Source organism: Variovorax fucosicus (genome assembly GCF_030316825.1).
Lineage (GTDB): Bacteria > Pseudomonadota > Gammaproteobacteria > Burkholderiales > Burkholderiaceae_C > Variovorax > Variovorax fucosicus.
In genome coordinates this window covers 413,789-432,665 of sequence record NZ_JASZYU010000001.1, presented here as the reverse complement: position 1 = coordinate 432,665, position 18,877 = coordinate 413,789, and the positions used below count along the sequence as shown (strand labels likewise).

The 18,877-nt window shown below is 66.9% G+C and carries 19 protein-coding genes; 6 read left to right on the top strand and 13 right to left on the bottom strand.

Annotated features, from left to right (window positions below):
- Nucleotides 1-42 precede the first annotated feature (42 nt).
- The 4 genes from guaD (at nt 43) to QTI05_RS02020 (ending at nt 4,577) form a co-directional block, all read left to right on the top strand.
- On the top strand, nt 43-1,383 hold the full coding sequence (guaD, locus tag QTI05_RS02035; protein WP_286622719.1) for a guanine deaminase: 1,341 nt from the start codon (nt 43-45) through the stop codon (nt 1,381-1,383).
- Nucleotides 1,384-1,477: 94 nt separating this feature from the next.
- Nucleotides 1,478-2,044: a dCTP deaminase gene (gene dcd, locus QTI05_RS02030; RefSeq protein ID WP_286542300.1), complete on the top strand. Its 567-nt coding sequence runs from the start codon at nt 1,478-1,480 to the stop codon at nt 2,042-2,044.
- 88 nt (nt 2,045-2,132) lie between these two features.
- On the top strand, nt 2,133-3,011 hold the full coding sequence (gene ypfJ / locus QTI05_RS02025) for a KPN_02809 family neutral zinc metallopeptidase (protein WP_286542301.1): 879 nt from the start codon (nt 2,133-2,135) through the stop codon (nt 3,009-3,011).
- Between the two features lie 78 nt (nt 3,012-3,089).
- The gene (locus QTI05_RS02020) at nt 3,090-4,577 is read left to right on the top strand and encodes a DEAD/DEAH box helicase (protein WP_286622718.1); all 1,488 of its coding nucleotides are present in this window, start codon (nt 3,090-3,092) and stop codon (nt 4,575-4,577) included.
- A gap of 39 nt (nt 4,578-4,616) precedes the next feature.
- Here QTI05_RS02020 and QTI05_RS02015 read toward each other — a convergent pair whose 3' ends face one another.
- The gene (locus QTI05_RS02015) at nt 4,617-5,459 is read right to left on the bottom strand and encodes a symmetrical bis(5'-nucleosyl)-tetraphosphatase (RefSeq protein ID WP_286622717.1); all 843 of its coding nucleotides are present in this window, start codon (nt 5,457-5,459) and stop codon (nt 4,617-4,619) included.
- Between the two features lie 22 nt (nt 5,460-5,481).
- Here QTI05_RS02015 and QTI05_RS02010 point away from each other — a divergent pair, with 22 nt between their 5' ends.
- Complete coding sequence (locus QTI05_RS02010; RefSeq protein ID WP_286623329.1) at nt 5,482-6,795, top strand: hemolysin family protein; 1,314 nt, start codon at nt 5,482-5,484, stop codon at nt 6,793-6,795.
- Between the two features lie 7 nt (nt 6,796-6,802).
- Here QTI05_RS02010 and QTI05_RS02005 read toward each other — a convergent pair whose 3' ends face one another.
- The 6 genes from QTI05_RS02005 to QTI05_RS01980 form a co-directional block, all read right to left on the bottom strand.
- Entirely contained in the window at nt 6,803-8,116 is a 1,314-nt protein-coding gene (locus QTI05_RS02005) for an adenylosuccinate synthetase (protein WP_286542305.1), read from the bottom strand.
- 7 nt (nt 8,117-8,123) lie between these two features.
- Nucleotides 8,124-9,101 carry a VWA domain-containing protein gene (locus QTI05_RS02000; RefSeq protein WP_286542306.1) on the bottom strand — a complete coding sequence of 326 codons (978 nt, stop codon included), beginning with the start codon at nt 9,099-9,101 and terminating at the stop codon, nt 8,124-8,126.
- Nucleotides 9,102-9,121: 20 nt separating this feature from the next.
- Nucleotides 9,122-10,099 carry a BUD32 family EKC/KEOPS complex subunit gene (locus QTI05_RS01995; protein ID WP_286622716.1) on the bottom strand — a complete coding sequence of 326 codons (978 nt, stop codon included), beginning with the start codon at nt 10,097-10,099 and terminating at the stop codon, nt 9,122-9,124.
- 102 nt (nt 10,100-10,201) lie between these two features.
- Nucleotides 10,202-10,423: a hypothetical protein gene (locus tag QTI05_RS01990; RefSeq protein WP_286542309.1), complete on the bottom strand. Its 222-nt coding sequence runs from the start codon at nt 10,421-10,423 to the stop codon at nt 10,202-10,204.
- 105 nt (nt 10,424-10,528) lie between these two features.
- On the bottom strand, nt 10,529-11,065 hold the full coding sequence (locus tag QTI05_RS01985; RefSeq protein ID WP_286542310.1) for an Rrf2 family transcriptional regulator: 537 nt from the start codon (nt 11,063-11,065) through the stop codon (nt 10,529-10,531).
- Nucleotides 11,066-11,086: 21 nt separating this feature from the next.
- Nucleotides 11,087-11,782 carry a Bax inhibitor-1 family protein gene (locus tag QTI05_RS01980; RefSeq protein ID WP_286622715.1) on the bottom strand — a complete coding sequence of 232 codons (696 nt, stop codon included), beginning with the start codon at nt 11,780-11,782 and terminating at the stop codon, nt 11,087-11,089.
- Nucleotides 11,783-11,901: 119 nt separating this feature from the next.
- Between QTI05_RS01980 and nhaR the strand changes: the two genes are divergently transcribed.
- A complete protein-coding gene (nhaR, locus tag QTI05_RS01975; protein ID WP_286542314.1) occupies nt 11,902-12,798 on the top strand; it encodes a transcriptional activator NhaR in 897 nt (298 codons plus the stop codon).
- A 203-nt stretch (nt 12,799-13,001) separates the two neighbouring features.
- Here nhaR and QTI05_RS01970 read toward each other — a convergent pair whose 3' ends face one another.
- The 6 genes from QTI05_RS01970 to QTI05_RS01945 form a co-directional block, all read right to left on the bottom strand.
- Nucleotides 13,002-14,204 carry an ABC transporter substrate-binding protein gene (locus QTI05_RS01970; protein WP_286622714.1) on the bottom strand — a complete coding sequence of 401 codons (1,203 nt, stop codon included), beginning with the start codon at nt 14,202-14,204 and terminating at the stop codon, nt 13,002-13,004.
- Between the two features lie 38 nt (nt 14,205-14,242).
- On the bottom strand, nt 14,243-15,157 hold the full coding sequence (locus QTI05_RS01965; RefSeq protein WP_286542317.1) for a beta-keto acid cleavage family enzyme: 915 nt from the start codon (nt 15,155-15,157) through the stop codon (nt 14,243-14,245).
- A 375-nt stretch (nt 15,158-15,532) separates the two neighbouring features.
- On the bottom strand, nt 15,533-16,234 hold the full coding sequence (locus QTI05_RS01960; protein ID WP_286542319.1) for an ABC transporter ATP-binding protein: 702 nt from the start codon (nt 16,232-16,234) through the stop codon (nt 15,533-15,535).
- 1 nt (nt 16,235) lies between these two features.
- Nucleotides 16,236-16,982 carry an ABC transporter ATP-binding protein gene (locus tag QTI05_RS01955; protein WP_286622713.1) on the bottom strand — a complete coding sequence of 249 codons (747 nt, stop codon included), beginning with the start codon at nt 16,980-16,982 and terminating at the stop codon, nt 16,236-16,238.
- On the bottom strand, nt 16,979-17,932 hold the full coding sequence (locus QTI05_RS01950; protein ID WP_286622712.1) for a branched-chain amino acid ABC transporter permease: 954 nt from the start codon (nt 17,930-17,932) through the stop codon (nt 16,979-16,981). The genes QTI05_RS01955 and QTI05_RS01950 overlap by 4 nt, the downstream gene beginning before the upstream one ends.
- Nucleotides 17,929-18,801: a branched-chain amino acid ABC transporter permease gene (locus QTI05_RS01945; RefSeq protein WP_286542324.1), complete on the bottom strand. Its 873-nt coding sequence runs from the start codon at nt 18,799-18,801 to the stop codon at nt 17,929-17,931. The genes QTI05_RS01950 and QTI05_RS01945 overlap by 4 nt, the downstream gene beginning before the upstream one ends.
- Between the last annotated feature and the right edge of the window lie 76 nt (nt 18,802-18,877).

Sequence of the window (18,877 nt, the reverse complement as noted above, 5' to 3'; positions counted from 1 at the left end):
ACACGTATCGTGCCCCTCCCGATTTTGCGTAAGCTCCCCATCATGCAAGCCTATCGTGCCTCTCTTTTGCGTTTCGACAACGCAGGCAACGCCCTGTTCGATCAGGACGGCCTGCTGGTGGTCGGGCCGGATGCACGCGGGCGCCAGATCGTGCAGGACGCAGGCGCCTGGGATGCGCTGGCCGCGCGTTACAGCCACCTGAATGTAATGCGCCTGCCGGGCCGGATCCTGGCGCCGGGCTTCATCGACATGCACATCCACTTTCCGCAGACCGACATCATCGGTGCGCCCGCGGACGGGTTGTTGCCGTGGCTGCAGAACTACACGTTTCCGGCCGAAAGTCTTTTTTCCGATCCGGCGCACTCGGCCGAAGTGGCAGAGGTGTTTTTCGACGAGCTGCTGCGCAATGGCGTCACCACGGCGGTCACCTTCGCAACCTCGCATCCGGCTTCGGCCCAGGCGTTTTTTGCCGCGGCCCAGCGCCGCAAGCTGCGCATGATCGGCGGCAAGGTGCTGCAGGATCGCCACTCGCCCGACGGCGTGCGCGACGAAACCGAGCAGAGCCTGATCGACACCGAAACCCTGATCCAGCGCTGGCACAACGTCGACCGGCTCGGCTATGCCATCACGCCGCGTTTTGCGCCGACCTGTTCCGAAGCCCAGTTGCGCGGCGCCGGCGCGCTGGCGGCGCGCTATCCCGACACCTGGATCCACACCCATGTGGCCGAGAACGAAGACGAGGTGAAGTGGGCGGCCGAGCTGTTCCCGCAGGCCCGCTCGTACCTCGACGTGTATGTCGGCTTCGGCCTGATGCGCCGCCGTTCGGTGTACGCGCACTGCATCCATTTCGACGACGACGACCGCCGGCTGATGCGTGAAACCGGCGCCGCGGCGGCCGTGAGTCCCACCAGCAACCTGTTTCTGGGCAGCGGCTTCTTCGATTTCGAAGGCGCCAACCGCATTGGCTACCGCTACGGCCTGGCCAGCGATGTCGGCGGCGGCACCAGCTTCAGCCCGTTCCACACGATGCTCGCGGCGTACTACGTGGGCCGGCACGGGCAAACCAAGCCGGGCATCAGCATCGCGCCGTCGCAGCTCTGGTGGCGCCACACCGCTGGCGCGGCACTCGCGCTCGGCCTCGATGGCGTGGTCGGCAATCTTCAACCCGGCTGCGAAGCCGACTTTCTGGTGCTGAACCCCGAGGCAACGCCATTGCTGGCGCGCAAAACAGCGCGTGCCGACAACCTCGAAGAACTGCTGTTCGCGATGATCGTGCTGGGCGACGACCGGGTGATCGAGCAGGCCGTGGTGTCGCAAGCGCTGGCCGTGCCGGCGCGTACGGCCGTGCCTTTCGCCGAAGCGGCGCGCACCACCACGGCGTGATCCATAGCGTGATCGACCCCTGCGCGAGCCGGCGCCGGGCGCTTTTGCCCGCCGTGCCACAATTCGCGCCACCTTTCTGCAGCCCCGATTTCACATGAGCATCAAGAGCGACAAATGGATCCGGCGCATGGCCGAACAGCACGGCATGATCGAGCCCTTCGAGCCGGGCCAGGTGCGCCAGCAGGACGGCCACAAGATCATCAGCTACGGCACTTCGAGCTACGGCTACGACATCCGCTGTGCACCCGAGTTCAAGGTGTTCACCAACATCCACAGCACCGTGGTGGACCCGAAGAACTTCGACGAGAAGAGCTTCGTCGACATGCACGGCGACTTCTGCATCATCCCGCCCAACAGCTTTGCGCTGGCGCGCACGGTGGAGTACTTCCGAATTCCGCGCAACGTGCTGACCATCTGCCTGGGCAAGAGCACCTACGCGCGCTGCGGCATCATCGTCAACGTGACGCCGTTCGAGCCCGAGTGGGAAGGCTACGTGACCCTCGAGTTCAGCAACACGACGCCGCTGCCCGCCAAGATCTATGCGGGCGAAGGGTGCGCGCAGGTGCTGTTCTTCGAGAGCGACGAGGTCTGCGAGACCAGCTACAAGGATCGCGGCGGCAAGTACCAGGGCCAGCGCGGCGTGACCCTGCCGAAGGCCTGAGCGAGTAGGGCCATGACGGTTGGTTACGCCGCCTTCCGTTGAACCGCTACCATCCCTGTAGCCGGTTGGCGCCGGCAAGGAGCGCGTCATGAAATGGGAAGGCAACGAACAGTCCGACAACGTTGAAGACCGCCGCAGCGACGGCGGCGGGGGTGGCGGATTTCCGATCGGCGGCCGCAGTGTCGGCATCGGCACCGTTGCCGTGGCGCTGATCGCAGGCTGGGTGTTCGGCATCAACCCGCTGACCGTGCTCGGGCTTCTCACCGGCGGAGGCGATCCGGCGCCGCAGGTGCAGCAGGGCCCCGCGCCCAAGCCCCCGGCCAATGACCGCGAAGCGGCCTTCGTCTCCACCGTGCTCAAGAACACCGAAGTGGTCTGGACGGCGATCTTTCGCCAGAACAACGGCACCTACAACGCGCCCAAGCTGGTGCTGTTCCGTGGCGCGACCGCGACGGCCTGCGGCACCGGCCAGGCGGCGATGGGTCCGTTCTATTGTCCCGGCGACCAGAAGGTCTACATCGACCTCGGTTTCTACGACACCCTGAAGAACCAGCTCGGCGCGCCCGGCGAGTTCGCCCAGGCCTACGTGATCGCGCACGAGGTCGGCCACCACGTGCAGGACGAACTCGGCGTGACCGCCAAGGTCGACGGCATGCGCGGGCGGCTGAGCCAGACCCAGAACAACGCGCTGAGCGTGCGCGTGGAGCTGCAGGCCGACTGCTTCGCCGGGGTCTGGGCGCACCATTCGCAGGAATCGAAGAAGTGGCTCGACCCGGGCGACATCGAGGCGGCCATGAACGCGGCCCAGAAGATCGGCGACGACGCGCTGCAGCGGTCGGCCGGCCGGGCGGTGGTGCCCGACAGCTTCACCCACGGCACCAGCGCCCAGCGGCAACGCTGGTTCGGCGCCGGCTACCAGAGCGGCCAGATCCAGTCCTGCGACACCTTCGCCGCACGGACTTTGTAGCGCGGCCGCAGCGGTCGGCTGGCCCCGGTTTCTTGTTGTCACTGCCGGTTTTTGCGGCAGTGCGACAATTGAAGGTTAATGACAAGTTCTTTTTCCAATCTTTCGCTGGCCGAACCGCTGGCACGCGCCGTGGCCGAAATGGGCTACGAGACCATGACACCGATCCAGGAGCAGGCCATTCCGGTCGTGCTTGCGGGGCAGGACGTGATGGGCGCGGCGCAGACCGGCACCGGCAAGACAGCTGCATTTGCACTGCCGCTGCTGCAGCGAATGCTCAAGCACGAGAACAGCTCCACGTCGCCGGCGCGCCATCCGGTGCGCGCACTGGTGCTGTTGCCCACCCGCGAACTGGCCGTGCAGGTTGCCCAGCAGGTCGAGCTCTATGCCAAGTACACCAACCTGCGCAGCGCCGTGGTGTTCGGCGGCATGGACATGAAGCCGCAGACGCTCGAGCTCAAGAAGGGTGTCGAGGTGCTGGTCGCCACGCCGGGCCGCCTGCTCGACCACATCGAAGCCAAGAACGCGGTGCTGAACCAGGTCGAATACGTGGTGCTCGACGAAGCCGACCGCATGCTCGACATCGGTTTTCTGCCCGATCTGCAACGCATCCTGAGCTACCTGCCCAAGCAGCGCATCACCTTGCTGTTCTCGGCCACGTTCTCGCCTGAAATCAAGCGGCTGGCCGGCAGCTACCTGCAGAACCCGATCACGATCGAGGTGGCGCGCCCGAACGAAACAGCGTCCACGGTCGAGCAGCACTTCTACAGCGTGGCCGACGACGACAAGCGGCGCGCCCTGAAGCAGATCGTCAAGCAGCGTGGCATCACGCAGGCTTTTGTCTTCGTCAACAGCAAGCTCGGCTGTGCCCGGCTCGCGCGTTCGCTCGAACGCGAGGGCCTCAAGACCACCGCGCTGCATGGCGACAAGAGCCAGGACGAGCGGCTGAAGGCGCTCGAATCGTTCAAGAAGGGCGAGGTCGACCTGCTGGTGTGCACCGACGTCGCGGCCCGTGGCCTCGACATCAAGGACGTGCCGGCGGTGTTCAACTTCGACATTCCGTTCAATGCCGAAGACTATGTGCACCGCATCGGCCGCACGGGCCGCGCGGGCGCCTCCGGCCTGGCCGTGAGCTTTGCCAGCGGCGGCAACGACGTGCGGCTGGTGGCTGACATCGAAAAGCTCATCAAGAACAAGATCGAGCTGGAACCCATCGAGTTCGAGGAAGACCGTCCACGCGGCCACATCAACGACGGCCGCCGTCACTGGCGCGAAGAGGGTGAGGCCGGCGACGCGCGCGACGTGCTCGACCAGCCGCGCGAACGCGCCGCCGAACCTCGCGCACTGCGCGGCGGCGGGCGCCCGCACCGCGCGCCGTCCGCGCCGCGCGATCCGTTCTTCGACCAGCCCTACGAGGCGGAGGCAGGCCAGCCCGATGCCACGCCGGCGTGGGAGGCAGCGGCCAAGGCTGCGCCTGCGGCGCGCGGCATTTCGGCCAACATCAAGAGCAAGCGCAAGGTGGCTGCGTTGTTCAAGACGGCCGACCCGACGGCCGAGTCGAGCTCCTGACGCTGTTTTCCTTGCGCTTTTGAGCTTGCAAAGCCCGGCTCAGCCGGGCTTTTGGCTTTGCGGGCACTGCACCTTGATGTGCTCGCGCTCGGCGAGCGTGGCGCCGATGCGCGCCGCGCTGAGGCATCCACCCCAGACGCAGCCGGTGTCGGTCGACAGCAGGTCGGGCCGCGACACCCAACCCAGGGTCGACCAATGGCCGAAGGCGACCGTCGCGTGCGCAGTGCGCCGGCCCGGCACGTCGAACCAGGGCATGAAGCCGTCCGGCGCGGAAGCGGCGCCGTCCTTGGACTCGAATTCCATCACGCCCTCGGCGCTGCAGAAGCGCAATCGCGTCAGCGCATTCACGATCGCACGCAACCGGGCGCTGCCGGTCAGCGTGGCGCTCCATTGCGCCGGCTCGTTGCCGTACATGGTTTGCAGAAACTCCCCCAGGGCCGGGCCGCGCAGGACAGCCTCGACCTCCGATGCGAGCACGAGCGTATCGCCCACGCTCCATTGCGGTGGCACTCCGGCGTGCACCATCAGCAAGTCGGCGCCGGCGATCGTTTCGTGCAGTGCCATGTGCTGTTGCCCCAGCCAGTCGAGCAGCAGTTCGCGGTCGGGCGCGTCGAGCACGGCGGCCAGCGTGTCCTTGCGGCCGGCCTTGCGTGCGCCGTGTGCCACGCCGAGCAGGTGCAGGTCGTGGTTGCCGAGCAGGCTGCGCGCCGAGGCGCCATAGCCCTGCACCCGCCGCAGCACGGCGGCTGAGTCGGATCCGCGATTGACGAGGTCGCCGAGCAGCACGATGCGGTCGCGGCTCGGCGAGAAGGCGATCTTGTCGAGCAGCCGGCCCAGTGCGTCGTCGCAGCCCTGCACATCCCCTATCAAGTAAAGTGCCATGTCCCCATTCTCACCCGCGTACATGGATGTTTTTCTGCTGGCCCTGCTGACGACGCTCAACGCGTTGTTCTCCATGTCCGAAATGGCCCTTTCGACCAGTCGGCGTGCGCGGCTCGCAGCCATGGCCGAAACCGGTGATGCGGGTGCTGTTGCGGCGCTTCGCCTGATGGAAGACCCAACCCAGTTCCTGTCGAGCGTACAGATCGGCATCACCTCGATCGGCATGCTCAGCGGCATCGTGGGCGAAGCTGCCTTCGCGGCGCCGCTGGCCGACTGGCTCGAAGTCCTCGGCATGGGGAGGGGCACCGCCAGCGTCGTCTCGACCGCGCTGGTGGTGACCTGCATCACCTTCTTCACGATCGTCTTCGGCGAGCTGGTGCCCAAGCGCATCGGCCAGCTCTACCCCGAGCCGGTGGCGCGCTGGGTGTCGCGCCCGATGCGCGCGCTGGCCACCGGCGCCAAGCCGTTCGTGGTGCTGCTCTCGGGCGTGACCGGCATGACGCTCAAGTTGCTGCGCATCGACGCCAATGCCGCGCGGGTGGTGACCGAAGAAGAAATCTCGGCCAGCCTCGAGGAAGGCGTCGATGCCGGCGTGATCGAGCACCACGAGCATCAGATGGTGCGCAACGTGTTCCACCTGGACGACCGGCGGCTCTCGTCGCTGATGATTCCGCGCGCCGACATCGAATGGCTCGACGCCTCCGACACGGTGGCGCAGGCGCTGCAGAAGGTGGCAGCAGCCGCCGCGTTAAATCTGGTTCATTCGTGGTATCCGGTGTGCCGCAACTCGCTCGACGACGTGGTCGGCGTGATCAGCGTTGCACAGCTGCTGCAGCTTGGGCCGCAGCATGAAGGCCCGATCGAGACGGCCGCACAGCCCGCCTCGTTCGTGCCCGAGACGCTGACCGGCATGGAATTGCTCGAACAGTTCCGTGTGCGCGCCGGCCGTCTGGTGTTCGTGGTCGATGAATACGGCGTGGTGCAGGGCCTGATGGCGCCGCGCGACCTGCTCGAAGCCATCACCGGCGAGCTGCAGCCCGGCATGCAGACCGACGCCTGGGCCACGCTGCGCCCGGACGGTGCGTGGGAGCTCGACGGCCTGATGCCGGTATCGGAACTGCGCGCGCGGCTCACCATCAAGGAACTGCCGGAGGAAGAGCGTGGTCGCTACAACACCGTGGCCGGCCTGCTGATGTCGGTGTCGGGCCATCTGCCGACGGTGGGTGAGCGCATCGACTGCGCCGGCTGGACTTTCGAAGTGGCGGCACTCGATGGTCGGCGCATCGACAAGATCGTGGCCCGCCCCGATCCCAACTACGACGCCGACGAGTCCTGAAGAAGCGTCAGCAGGGCGCCAGGGAACGCACGGCCGCATGCGTGGCGCCACATGAGGCCCAGCGGACCGGTTGGCCCGACAGCGCTTCGACACGCTCGATCCAGGCCTGGGGTGTGCTCAGCGCCGTACCGTCATACACCGGTTGCGCCTGCTTGAGCACTTGCGTCAGCTTGGCCTGGTGCGCGAGATCCGGCGTGGCACTGAGCGGCAGCGCGGCAAGCTGCTCGCCCGCTGCCAGCCGGTAGCCACTGCACCAGCGCAACGCGGCCACGCGTTCGAACACGTCGAGGTGGCTCGCCACCAGTCCGTCGAGAGGGCCCACGGCATCGAGCGCGTAGCGCAGCAGCAGCGCGTCGGGCTGGCCGCGCCGGAATGCGCCCTGCCAGCCGGCATCGGGGTTGTGCGGCTCGGCGATGCCGTCGAGCGCGGCATCGGCCGTGGGCAGGGGGCCGGCGCCATGGCGGGTGAGGTAGCTGCGCAGCACGCCTAGATGCTGGACCGGCGCGCGCAGGCCCAGTTCCGCCAGGACGGCCTCGACCGCCGCGGTGGACACCGTGCTCCAGCTGGTGTGCGGATGGAAGCCGCGCCACTCGTCGAGCAGCACGCCTTGCGCGCCTTCGAACAACACCGTGCCGGGGCGTGCAATGCGCGCCGCGATCGCGTCGCGGCTCTGCGGTGGCACCTGCCGCGTCACGGCCTGCGCGGCTGCCAGCCAGTGGTGCGCGGCCTGCGCATCTGCCAGCAGGGCCAGTTCCTGCAGGGCGGCGTCATGCGCTGGCGCATGCGTTGCGAACTCGGCATGCAGCCGCCGCCGAAGGGCTTCGAGCTTGTGGCGCGCGCCGGCGGTATCGGTCAGGTCGCCGTAGTGCAGCGCCAGTTCGGGTGCGGCGAGTGCCTGCCGCACGGTTTCGCCGACGCCGACGCCGCAACTGCCGTGGCCTTCAGCCCATTCCCGCAGCCGGCCGGCGGCCTGGTGGAACGGCGTCGTGACGCGGCAGCGCGCGTCGATCTGCAGGCGCTCCAGTGCGTCGTGCACGCCGGCCTGCTGCAGCGCCCGATGTTCGAAGTGAAGCGCGGTGGGATGCACCACGACCGGCTGCGCCAGCACCGTGGCCACGCCCGGTTGGAATGTCGCCGCGCCGAACTGCGAGAAGGTGTGATGCCGGCCGTCGGGCAGCACCACGTTGTGGCCGGCCTGCGCCCCGCCGTTGAAGCGCACGACGGTGTGCGCCTGCCAATGGAGGCTCAGGAAATCGGTGAACAGCCCCTTGCCGCAGTCGCCGAAGCCGAGGCCGAGCAGCGAGACATAGCGGGTGGTCAACCGCGGCTCAGCCGAACAGCCGCTTCCACCAGGACGAGCGCGCCGTGGACGCGCCGGCCGTTGCCGCACGCACGCGCTTCGGTGCATCCGGATCGATGAGTGCGGCATAGCCTTCGAGCGCGTGCACCACCGCGCCCACGCGCTCGCGCGGCGTGCCGTGCGCACCCATGACCTGGGCCAGGCCGTCGAGGGTTGGTACCGCGCGCTCGGTCAGCGCCACGATGCCCGCGGCCACGGCACAGGCATCGTCGGGCGCGTCCATGCAGATGACATGGTCGCCGAGCAATTCACGCCAGCGCTTTTCACAGTGCTGGCGCCGCTTGGCATCGGGAATCAGAAAGAACAGGTGGTAGGTCTCGGCGGCCGCGGCGATGGCTTCCTCGATCGGAATGTCCTCGTCGAGCTTCTCGCCGATCAGTGCTTCGATCTGGTGGCGCGAGACGGCGGAGTAGGGCAGCTCGTCGCCGGTCATGAACAGATAGCCGCGCTTGCGGCGTTTGACCCAGCAGTCGAGGTCGGTGTGCTGCGCGAGCACATAGAAAGCCAGCTCGTAGCTTTCCTCGCCGGTGCCGCCACCGCCGCCCTCGAGGTAGCTGCGGGTGAGCCACTGGTCCATCAGTTCTGCGGTGGTTTCGAACTGGCCGACCTGTAGCGCGGCATGGTCGGCGTTGGCGTCGCCGATGGCCATGAACATCAACTGCGGGTCGGTCACGCCGCAGTCGGTCAGCAGCTTCATGAAGGTCGGCAGTTCGCGCCGCGCAAGGATGTCGGGAATGTCGCCCATCGACCCGGTGACGTCGAGCGCAAACACAATGCCCAGCGAGTTCGGGTGGTCGGCGTTGTCGCGCGACTCGCGCACCTTGAGCCCCTGCGGGTTCATCAGCGGGTGCGTGGCACGTTGCGTGAAGACTTCGGCGCCGGAGCGGGAGGCCCGGTCGGCCACGAGGGCAGCGTGTGCGGCGTGCGAATAGTTTCCGTAACCCATGGGGTGGCGTCCTCGGTGTGTCAGGCGCCCTGCGGCGCGGGGTGGAAGGGGATGAACTGCGGTGGGCCGAAGGCTTCGCGCGCCACGGTCGACAAGGCCTGCTCGAGGCCGCGCGCGCCGAACTGCGCGCAAGCGGCCGCATCCTCGCTGCATTGGCGCAGCAAGGCCGCCATCGGGGCCGGCGTGCGGGCGCCGGGCCCCGGTGCATCGGCCGCATGCCCGGCCAGCAGCGCACGAATCGTCCAGGCCGACTGCATGAGGTCGCGCGCCATCGCCGCGCTGCGGTCGTGCGCCGGCGGCTGGCGTGCGTCGGCCCAGCCGATCAGCAACACGCCGTGGTCGTGCGGGTGCACCAGCGCATGCTCCGGTGCCAGCGCGCCATGCACCCAGCCGTTGTCGTGGACGAAGGCCAGCACCTCGAGCATGCGGCGCCAGAGCCAGACGCCATGGCGCGGGTCGATGCCCTGCGGGTTGAGCAGCCGCACTTCGGCCAGGCTGCCCCAGAAGCCGGCAGGGTGGCGCAGCAGCAGCGCCGTGCGGGTGCCCCCGGCCAGACCCTCGGCAACGCCGGTGCCGAGCGGCTGCGGCAGCCGGCGCGTGAAATAGGCGGCGCCCGGCGTCGCGAGGCGCTGCAGCGCTTCAAGCGCGGCGGCTTCGGCGAGCAGCCGGTCGCGCGCTGCCTGTTCGTCCAGCGCCAGCTTGAGGGTCACCCGTTCCGGCAACGCGCCGCAGCGCCGTGCAAGCCAGAGTTCAGCGCTGTCGCCGGTGCCCAGCGGTGCCAGCAGGCCGTAGCGGGCGCTGCGCCAGACCAGCTCGCGCCCTTCTGCGGGCGCCGAGTTCGAGCGCTGCCATGCCATCCGGAACGTGGCCCGTTCCACCGTTTCGGCGCCGCGCACGATGGTTGCACCGCAATAGATGCAGTTGACCGTGCGCCAACGCGCCGCCCGCGGCAGCGGGGCTGAGCATTGGGGGCAGCTGAGGGAAAGGAGGGTGAGCATGGCAGGGGTGGGAGCCCCCGATTCTGCCGCGCCCGAAAAGGCAAGGGGCGCCGCCTTCCGGCGGCGCCCCTGCGCTGGCTGACACCGCGTCGCGGCGCGGCCTTAAATGGAAACCGGGCCGCCCGCCGGCAGGCCGGTGAGACCGCACAGCCGCTGCAGCACGCCGTAGCCCTGGGCCAGCGCCGCTGCGTAGGTGGCGAAGGGGCGTTCCGCCTTCTGCATGGGCTCGTAGCGTCCGTCACGGCGCACATCCTCCTGGATCACCCAGTAATAGGCGCCATCCCGCGGCTGTTCGACCAGCAAACCAATCTTGCGAACCTGCATGTTGCCCCCAGACAAGAAAAATGAATGCCTGGACTTTAGAACTTAGGTATCCATTTTTCGAGGAAAGATTTCACGCTTTTCGGGGTTTGAGCACGGTGGCGGCGATCAACCCGCCTGGAACTTGCCGAGTTCGAACACGGAGTTCGGCGCCTTCGGGCGGCTCGGCGCCACTCGTGCACGAACCGGTTCGGCCTGCCTGACGGGGGCGCTTTCGCTTTCGATCCGCACGCCGCTGGCGATCTGGTCATCGACCAGCTTCTGCAGGCTGATCGAATCCAGGAACTCCACGACACGCTGGCTCAGCGAAGACCAGAGGTCGGGGGTCAGGCATCGTTGGTCGTCCGGGGCGACCAGATCGAAGCCGCGCTGGCCCGACTCGGTACCGGAACCATCGACCGCGTAGACGATGTCTGCCACCGAGATTTTTGCCGCGGGCCGGCCGATCGTGTAGCCGCCGCCCGGTCCGCGCGTCGATGCCACGAGGCCGTGCCGGCGCAGGTCGGCGAACATCAGTTCGAGGTACGAGATCGAAATGCGCTGCCGGCGGGCGATGACGGCCAGCGCAATCGGCCCGGTCTTTCCGTGCAAGGCCACGTCGACCATTGCAACGACGGCCATCCGGCCTTTGGTGGTGAGACGCATGGCGGCTCCTTGAAAAACGGTTTACTCGTCGCGTCCACCGCCGATGCCGAGCAGCATGAGCAGCGACTGGAACACGTTGTAGAGGCTGAGATAGACGCCGAGCGTGGCGGTGATGTAGTTGGTTTCGTGGCCGTCTTTCACGCGCTTCAGGTCGTGCAGGATGAAGGCCGAGAAGATGCCCACGGCCAGCACCGACAACGTGATCATCAACGCGCTCGACTGGATGAAGAAGTTGGCGATGCCGGCGACCAGCAGAAGAATGGCGCCGATGAAAAGCCACTTGCCCATCGACGTCAGGTCGCGCTTGATCACCGACGACAGCGAAGCCATGCCGAGGAACACGGCACCCGTGCCGGCGAAGGCGGTCATCACCAGGCTCGCACCGTTCGAGAGGCCCAGCACGCTGCCGACCAGGCGGGACAGCATCAGGCCCATGAAGAAGGTGAACGCCAGCAGCACCGGCACGCCGGCCGCGGAGTTCTTGGTCTTTTCGATCGCGAACATGAAGCCGAAGGCACCGGCCAGAAAGACCACCATGCCGATGCCGGGCGACATCGCGCTGGCCACGCCCGTCGCCACACCGATCCAGGCGCCCAGAACCGTAGGCACCATCGACAGCGCGAGCAGCCAGTAGGTGTTGCGCAGCACCTGGTTGCGCTGCGCGCTCGAGTCCCCGATGGACTGGCCGGCGCCGAATACCTGAATGTTGTCTCTCATCTGATTTCTCCTGTGAAGGTGGTACTCGTCCAATGTAGGGGCAGTCAGGTTTCGATAAAAGTCGTATATTTGGCATCGTTACATCGCTTTTCACGCAGTATCGACAGCGTCCTGCAACCTTGAACTACAAGCACCTCCACTATTTCTGGGCTGCGGCCAAGGCGGGCGGCGTCGTCCGCGCGGGCCAGCAGCTGCACATCACGCCGCAGACCCTGTCGGCGCAGATCAAGATGCTCGAAGACTCGCTGGGATGCCGCCTGTTCCAGAAAAGCGGGCGCGGTCTCGAACTGACGCCCGAGGGTCGCACCGCGCTGAGCTACGCCGACCACATCTTTGCGCTGGGCGCGGAGCTCGAGGCCGCGGTCAGCAGCAGGAGCCCGGCCGGGCGCAGCCTGAGTTTTCGAGTCGGGATCGCGGATGCGGTGCCCAAGGCCATCGCCTACAGGCTCCTCGAGCCCGCCCTCACCATTCCCGAGCAGGTTCGCCTGGTTTGCCACGAAGGCAACTTTCGCGATCTGCTGGCACAACTTTCGGTGCAGCGCCTCGATCTCGTGATTGCCGACGAGCCGATGAGCAAGCAGACCAGCGTCAAGGCCTTCAACCACACGCTCGGCACCACGGCGATGACGTTCTTCGCGGCGCCCGCGCTGAAGCAATCGCTCAAGGGATCGTTTCCCGGCTGCCTCGATGGCGCGCCGATGCTGATCCAGGGGTCGTCGTCGGCCATGCGGCAACGCCTGGATCTGTGGCTGGCCGAGCATGCCTTGCGGCCGCGTCTCATCGGCGAGTTCGACGATGCCGCGTTGCTCAAGGCGTTCGGCGGCGAAGGGCGCGGCGTGTTCATGTCGCCGGCCGTGCTCGAGGAGGAGACCTGCGCGCAGTACGGTGTCGAGGTGGTGGGGCGCACCTCCGAACTGGTCGAGGAGTTCTTTGCCATCTCGGTCGAGCGCCGCATCAAGCATCCGTGCGTCGTCGCCATCACGCACGCGGCGCGGGTGAGTTTCTTGCGGACGTGAGGGGCTCGATCTGGGCGCTGAGGTTCGGGGCGCTCAGGTTCGGGGGTGGGATCAGGGCGGCGGGGCACGCTGCTCCGCGAATGTCCCCCGGCCTTCGGCGGCCCGCCCCACAGACCTACCCCGAAACGTCAAGCACGAAGCTCCTGCCGGCAAACGCCAGGGTTCACTGTCCTTGAGCGCGATCCGGTATCAGCCGCTGACCATCAAACCTTCCATCGGGCGCACCGGCTTTCTGCTTTCGTTGTCCAGGCTGCTTCGCCCTTGATCCGCTCGACCACCTTGTAGTAGTCCCACGGTTCGCTGGACTCGGCCGGCGTCTTGACCTGCATCAGCTGCATGTCGTGCACCATGAGTCCGTCTCCGCGCAGCCAGCCGCCCTTGACGAACATGTCCTCGAACTTCGACTTCTTCAGTTGCGCCATCACCGTGTCCGCGTCGTCGGTGCCGGCTGCTTTCACCGCCTTCAGGTACTGCACCGCAGCCGAGTAGTCGCCTGCGTGGAAGGAGGAGGGCATGCGCTTGTGCTTGTCGAAGAAGCGGCGTGCCCATTCCCGGGATTCCGGCGTCTGGTTCCAGTACCAGCTGTCGGTCAGGTACATGTTCTGGGCGGTCTTCAGGCCGAGGGCGTGTACATCGTTGATCGTGATGATCATGCCGGCCAGCTTCATGTTCTTGCTGAGCCCGAACTCGGCAGCGGACTTGAGGGCGTTGACGGTATCGCCGCCTGCATTGGCCAGTGCCAGAACCTGGGCGTTCGAGCCCTGCGCCTGCAGCATGAACGAAGAGAAGTCGCTGGCGCCGAGCGGATGCTTGACCGACCCCGCCACCGTGCCGCCATTGGCAAGGATGACCTTGCTGGCATCGTTTTGCAGCGCTGCGCCGAAGGCATAGTCGGCCGCCACGAAGTACCAGCTCTTGCCGCCGGACTTGACCACCGCGCTGGCGGTGCCGCGCGCCATGGCCACCGTGTCGTAGGCGTAGTGCACGGTGTAGGGCGAGCAGAACTCGTTGGTCAGGCTGGAGGCTCCGGAACCGACCACGAAGAAGGGTTTCTTCTTGTCCGCGGCAACGCCCGCCATCGCGATGGCTGCGCCGGAGTTCACGCCGCCGATCAGCATGTCGACCTTGTTGACGTCGAACCATTCCCGCGCCTTCGCGGCAGCGATGTCCGGCTTGTTCTGATGGTCGGCGGTGAGCAGTTCGATCTTCTTGCCATTCAGCACGCCGCCCAAGTCGGCGATGGCCATCCGGATCGCCTCGGCACCGGCAGGGCCGTCGTAGTCGCGGTAGATGCCGGACATGTCGCTGATGAAACCGATCCGGACGACGTCGTCCGAGATCTGGGCGGAGGCGCTGATGGCGGTCGCGCCGAGAACCAGGGCGGTGGCGATGCGTGCGGTTTTCATGTTCTGTCTGTCTTTTGGATGAGTGGGCAGGGATGACTTCAGAGCGCGAACGCTGGCCGGACGGAACCGATGCGCGGCAGGCCCATCATTTCGCGCGCCTCGGCCGGTGTTGCCGGCTCCATGTCGAGCTCGCGCATCACGCGGACGATCCGCTCGGTCAGCTGTATGTTGGTTGCGAGTTCGCCCTGGCGGAAATACAGGTTGTCTTCCAGGCCCACGCGCGCATGGCCGCCCAGTAGCAGCGAGGCCACGTTGGCTTCGAGCTGCGAAGGGCCGATGCCGCTGACGCAGAAGATGCTGTTCTTCGGAAGGGTGTCCACCATCATCTGAAGGAAGCGCGGCGAGTAGGGCATTGCGTTCTGGAAATTGCGATGCACGTTCATCACGAGATTGATGAAGTGCGGTGCGTCGTCCAGCCCTTCGTCGATCAGCGTGGTGGTGTCCTGGAGGATGTGCGTCGGGCTGAAGACTTCCCATTCGGGCTTGATGCCGCGCGCTTTCATTCCCGCCGCGAGTTCACGGCCGCGGGTCAGCGAGGTGTCCATGAGGATCTCCTTGCCTTCGAAGCTCAGATTGAGCGTGGTCGCGTCCAGCGTGCACATCTCGGCGCCGGCATCCATGCCTTTCAGTCGCTCCTCCCAGAGGATTTCCCAGCGGTCGCCGGCCAGCGGCTTGACCATGTCGCCATGCACGCCGCCGCCCGTGGAGTTGTTGATCACGATGTCGCTCTTGGCGCGGATGCGGGTGTTGATGTCGCGGTAGATGTCGGCGTTGCAGGTGGCGCCGTCGTCGGGGCGGCGGGCATGGATCGCGACCACGCTCGCGCCGGCGTTCCAGCATCGAATGACGTCTTCGGCGATTTCTTTCGGCTGGGTGGGGAGGGCGGGGTTCTGCGACTTGTGCGCCATGCCGCCGGTCGGGGCAATGGTCAGAATCACTTTGCGTTTGGACATCGTTGGCGTGTGCTGTTGCGGAGGGGTGATCGGTAGGAACCCATTGTTTTTTGCACGCGTCGCGCGGTCAGTCGTTTCAACGACATTTCGGGTCAGGGTTTACGAGACGCGCTGGACGCATGCAGGCGCGTCGCTGCGGACGCCTCGGATGAGCGTCGTTTCGAACAGGGGGCTTGGGGCAGGCCGCTGGCGGCGGGTGGCCCCTTCCGCGAATGTCCCCCGGCCTGCGGCCTCCTCCTTTATTTCGCTGCAGGGGCCACCCACCACCAGCGGCCCAGGGCACGCTCTACCTGTTCAGCGTGCCCCGCCGCTCTGAGCCCACCCCGAAACCGAAGCGCTCAGATCAACGCCGGACGCTGTGAATGCAAGACCGCATCAAACGCCCAGCAGGGCAGACAGGGCTTCGGGCGCCGCCGCCAGCGCGCCCGATTCCGACGCGAGCACGATGCGGCCTTTCTCCATCACGGCCGCGCGGTCGGTGTGCGCCAGCACCTTGCGCCAGTCGCGGTCGACGATCAGCGTGGCGATGCCCGTCGCGCGAATGTCGGCGATCACGCGCCAGATTTCCACTACCACCAGCGGCGCCAGCCCCTCGGTGGCCTCGTCGAGGATCAACAGGCGCGGATTCGTCATGAGCGCGCGGCCGATCGACAGCATCTGCTGTTCGCCACCCGAGAGCTGCTGGCCACCGTGTCCGAGCCGCTCCGTCAGGCGCGGAAAAGTCGCCATGACGCGATCGAAGGTCCAGGCGCGCTGGCCGTCGATGCCGGCACGCGCGCTCATCAAGAGGTTCTCGCGCACCGACAGGTTCGGAAAGATGCCACGGCCCTCCGGCACGTAGCCGATGCCGCGCCGCGCCATCTTTTCGGGCACCCAGCCCGTCACGTCCTGGCCATCGAGCTGCACGCGGCCGGCCGCGGGCCGCACGTAGCCCATCAGCGTGCGGATCAGCGTGGTCTTGCCCATGCCGTTGCGTCCGAGCAGGCCGACCGAGGTGGCCGCCGGCAGTTCGATGTCGACGCCGCGCAGGATGTGGCTGTCGCCGTAGTAGGTGTTGAGACCCTGGACTTGCAGCATCTCAATCCTCCTCGCCGAGATAGGCGGTGCGGACGTCCGCGTTGTTGCGGATCGAGGCCGGGTCGCCGGTCGCGATCACCGTGCCGTTGACCATCACCGTGATGCGGTCGGCAATGCGGAACACCGCGTCCATGTCGTGTTCCACCAGCAGGATCGCATGCGATGTCTTGAGCCGCGTCAGCAGTGCCAGCATGCGTTCCGTTTCTTCGGCGCCCATGCCGGCGAGCGGCTCGTCCAGCAGCAGCACGCGCGGCCGCGTGGCAAGGCACATCGCGACTTCGAGCTGGCGCTTGGCGCCGTGGCTCAGCGTGCCGGCAATGCGGTGCGCGTCGGCCTCGAGGCCGGCTGCGCTCAGGGCTTCGTCGGCCGCCGCATTGCTCGCGGCGCAGCGGCTCGAGGCCTGCCAGATCGCCCACGGCCGCGGCGCTGCGGCCTGTGCCGACAGGCGGCAGTTTTCGTGCACGGTGAATTCCGGAAAGATGGTGGTGCGCTGGTAGCTGCGGCCCACGCCTTCGCGCGCGCGGCGCGACTGGGCGCGCGTGGTGATGTCGTCGCCTTCGAGCGTGATGCGCCCTTCGGAGGCGGCGATCTCGCCGGAGAGCATGTTGATCAGCGTCGACTTGCCTGCGCCGTTGGTGCCGATTACCGCGTGCACCTCGCCGCGATGCAGGTCGAGCGTCACCGCGCTCACGGCGACCAGACCGCCGAAACGGCGGGTCAGGCTGTTGACGGCCAGCAGGGCACTCATGCCGCGCTCCTCGGCGCGAAACGCGCAGCGATGCCGATCAGGCCCTTGGGCAGCAACGCGACGAACGCGATGATCGCGAGGCCCAGCGTCAGCTGCCAGTGGTCGGCCAGCGGCCCGACGAAGGCCTGCGTCGACAGGAATTCCTTCAGCAGCGTGAATGCCACCGCTCCGATCACTGCGCCGCGCAGGTGGCCCAGCCCGCCGAGAATGATCATGAGCAGCACCTCTCCGGAGTTGTGCCAGGCCAGCAGTTCGGGGTTGACCACGCCGTCGCGCGCCGCCACCAGAAAGCCGGCCAGGCCGGCCAGCGCGCCCGCCAGCACGAAGGCCGCGAGCTTGTAGCCGTAGACCGGAAAGCCGGCCGCGCGCATGCGCTGTTCGTTGACGCGGATGCCGGCCAGCGCAGCGCCGAAGCGCGAGCGCCGGATCAGCGCGAGCAGGCCGTAGGTGGCCACCAGCGCGGCCAGCACCGCATAGAACTGCACGCGCCGGTTCTCCATGTCGAGCGCGCCGAGCACGGGCCTCACGTACATGTAGATGCCGTCGCTGCCGCCGCCGACCTTGGTGTCGTGGAACACGAAGAATGCCATCTGCGCGAAAGCCAGCGTGACCATGATGAAGTACACCCCGCGCGTGCGCAGGCTGAGCGCGCCGACGACCAGCGCATACGCCGCGGCCGAGCCCATCGCCAGCGGCAGCAGCCATGCAATGGAGCCGCCCTCCGCGCCGGAGCCCAGCACGGTGGCATAGGCGCCGATGCCGTAGAACGCGGCATGGCCCAGGCTCACCAGCCCGGTCATGCCGACCAGTAGTTCGAGGCTCAGCGCAAAGATCGAGAGAATCATCACCTTGACGATGAAGTCCGACAGATAGGGGCTCAGCGCCGGCCCGAGCAGCGCGAGCACGATGGCGCAGAACAGCGGCAGAAAGTGGTTGAGGCGGCGCATCATGCTTTGCGTCCCATCAGGCCTTCGGGGCGCCAGATCAGCACGATCGCCATCAGCACATACACCCCCATGCCGCTCAGCTCGGCGAAGAAAACCTTGCCGAAGGTATCGACGAAACCGACCAGCAGCGACGCGACCAGCGCGCCGGTGATCGAGCCGATGCCGCCGATCACGACCACCACGAAGCAGATGATGAGCACGCTGCTGCCCATGCCCGGGTAGACCGACGACATCGGCGCCGCGATCATGCCGGCGAGTGCGGCCAGCGCCACGCCGGCCGCGAACACGATGCGGTAGAGCCGCCGGATGTCGATGCCGAGGCCGCGCACCATGTCGCGGTTGCTCGCGCCGGCGCGCACCATCATGCCGAGCCGCGTGCGGTTCACCACCAGGTAGAGGCCGATCGCCAGCGCGATGCAGGCCGCCGAGGCGAACAGGCGATACCACGGGTAGCTCATCAGGTCGCCCAGCGCGAAGCTGCCTTCGAGCCAGGGCGGCGCCTTGACGCCATGCACGTCATTGCCGACCAGCAGCGAGCGCAGCTCCTCGAACACCAGGATGAGCCCGTAGGTCATCAGCACCTGCTGCAGGTGGTCGCGTTGGTAGAGGTAGCTGAAGAAGACCCACTCCAGCAGGTAGCCGAACACCGCGGCCAGCACCACGCCGGCCGCGAGCATCACGATGAACTGGTCGCCGAACAGCGGCGACAGCGCGAACGCCATGTAGGCGCCCAGCATGTAGAAGCTGCCATGCGCCAGATTGATGACGCCCATGATCCCGAAGATCAGCGTCAGCCCCGAGGCGACCAGGAAAAGCAGAAGTCCGTACTGAACCGAGTTCAGGCATTGGACGAGAAAGGTGCCGATGTCCACGTTTCAAATTCTTGGTTGCAGCCGTTGACGAAAAAATGCCCCTTCGGGAAACACCGCGGAACCGGCTTCGCCGGGC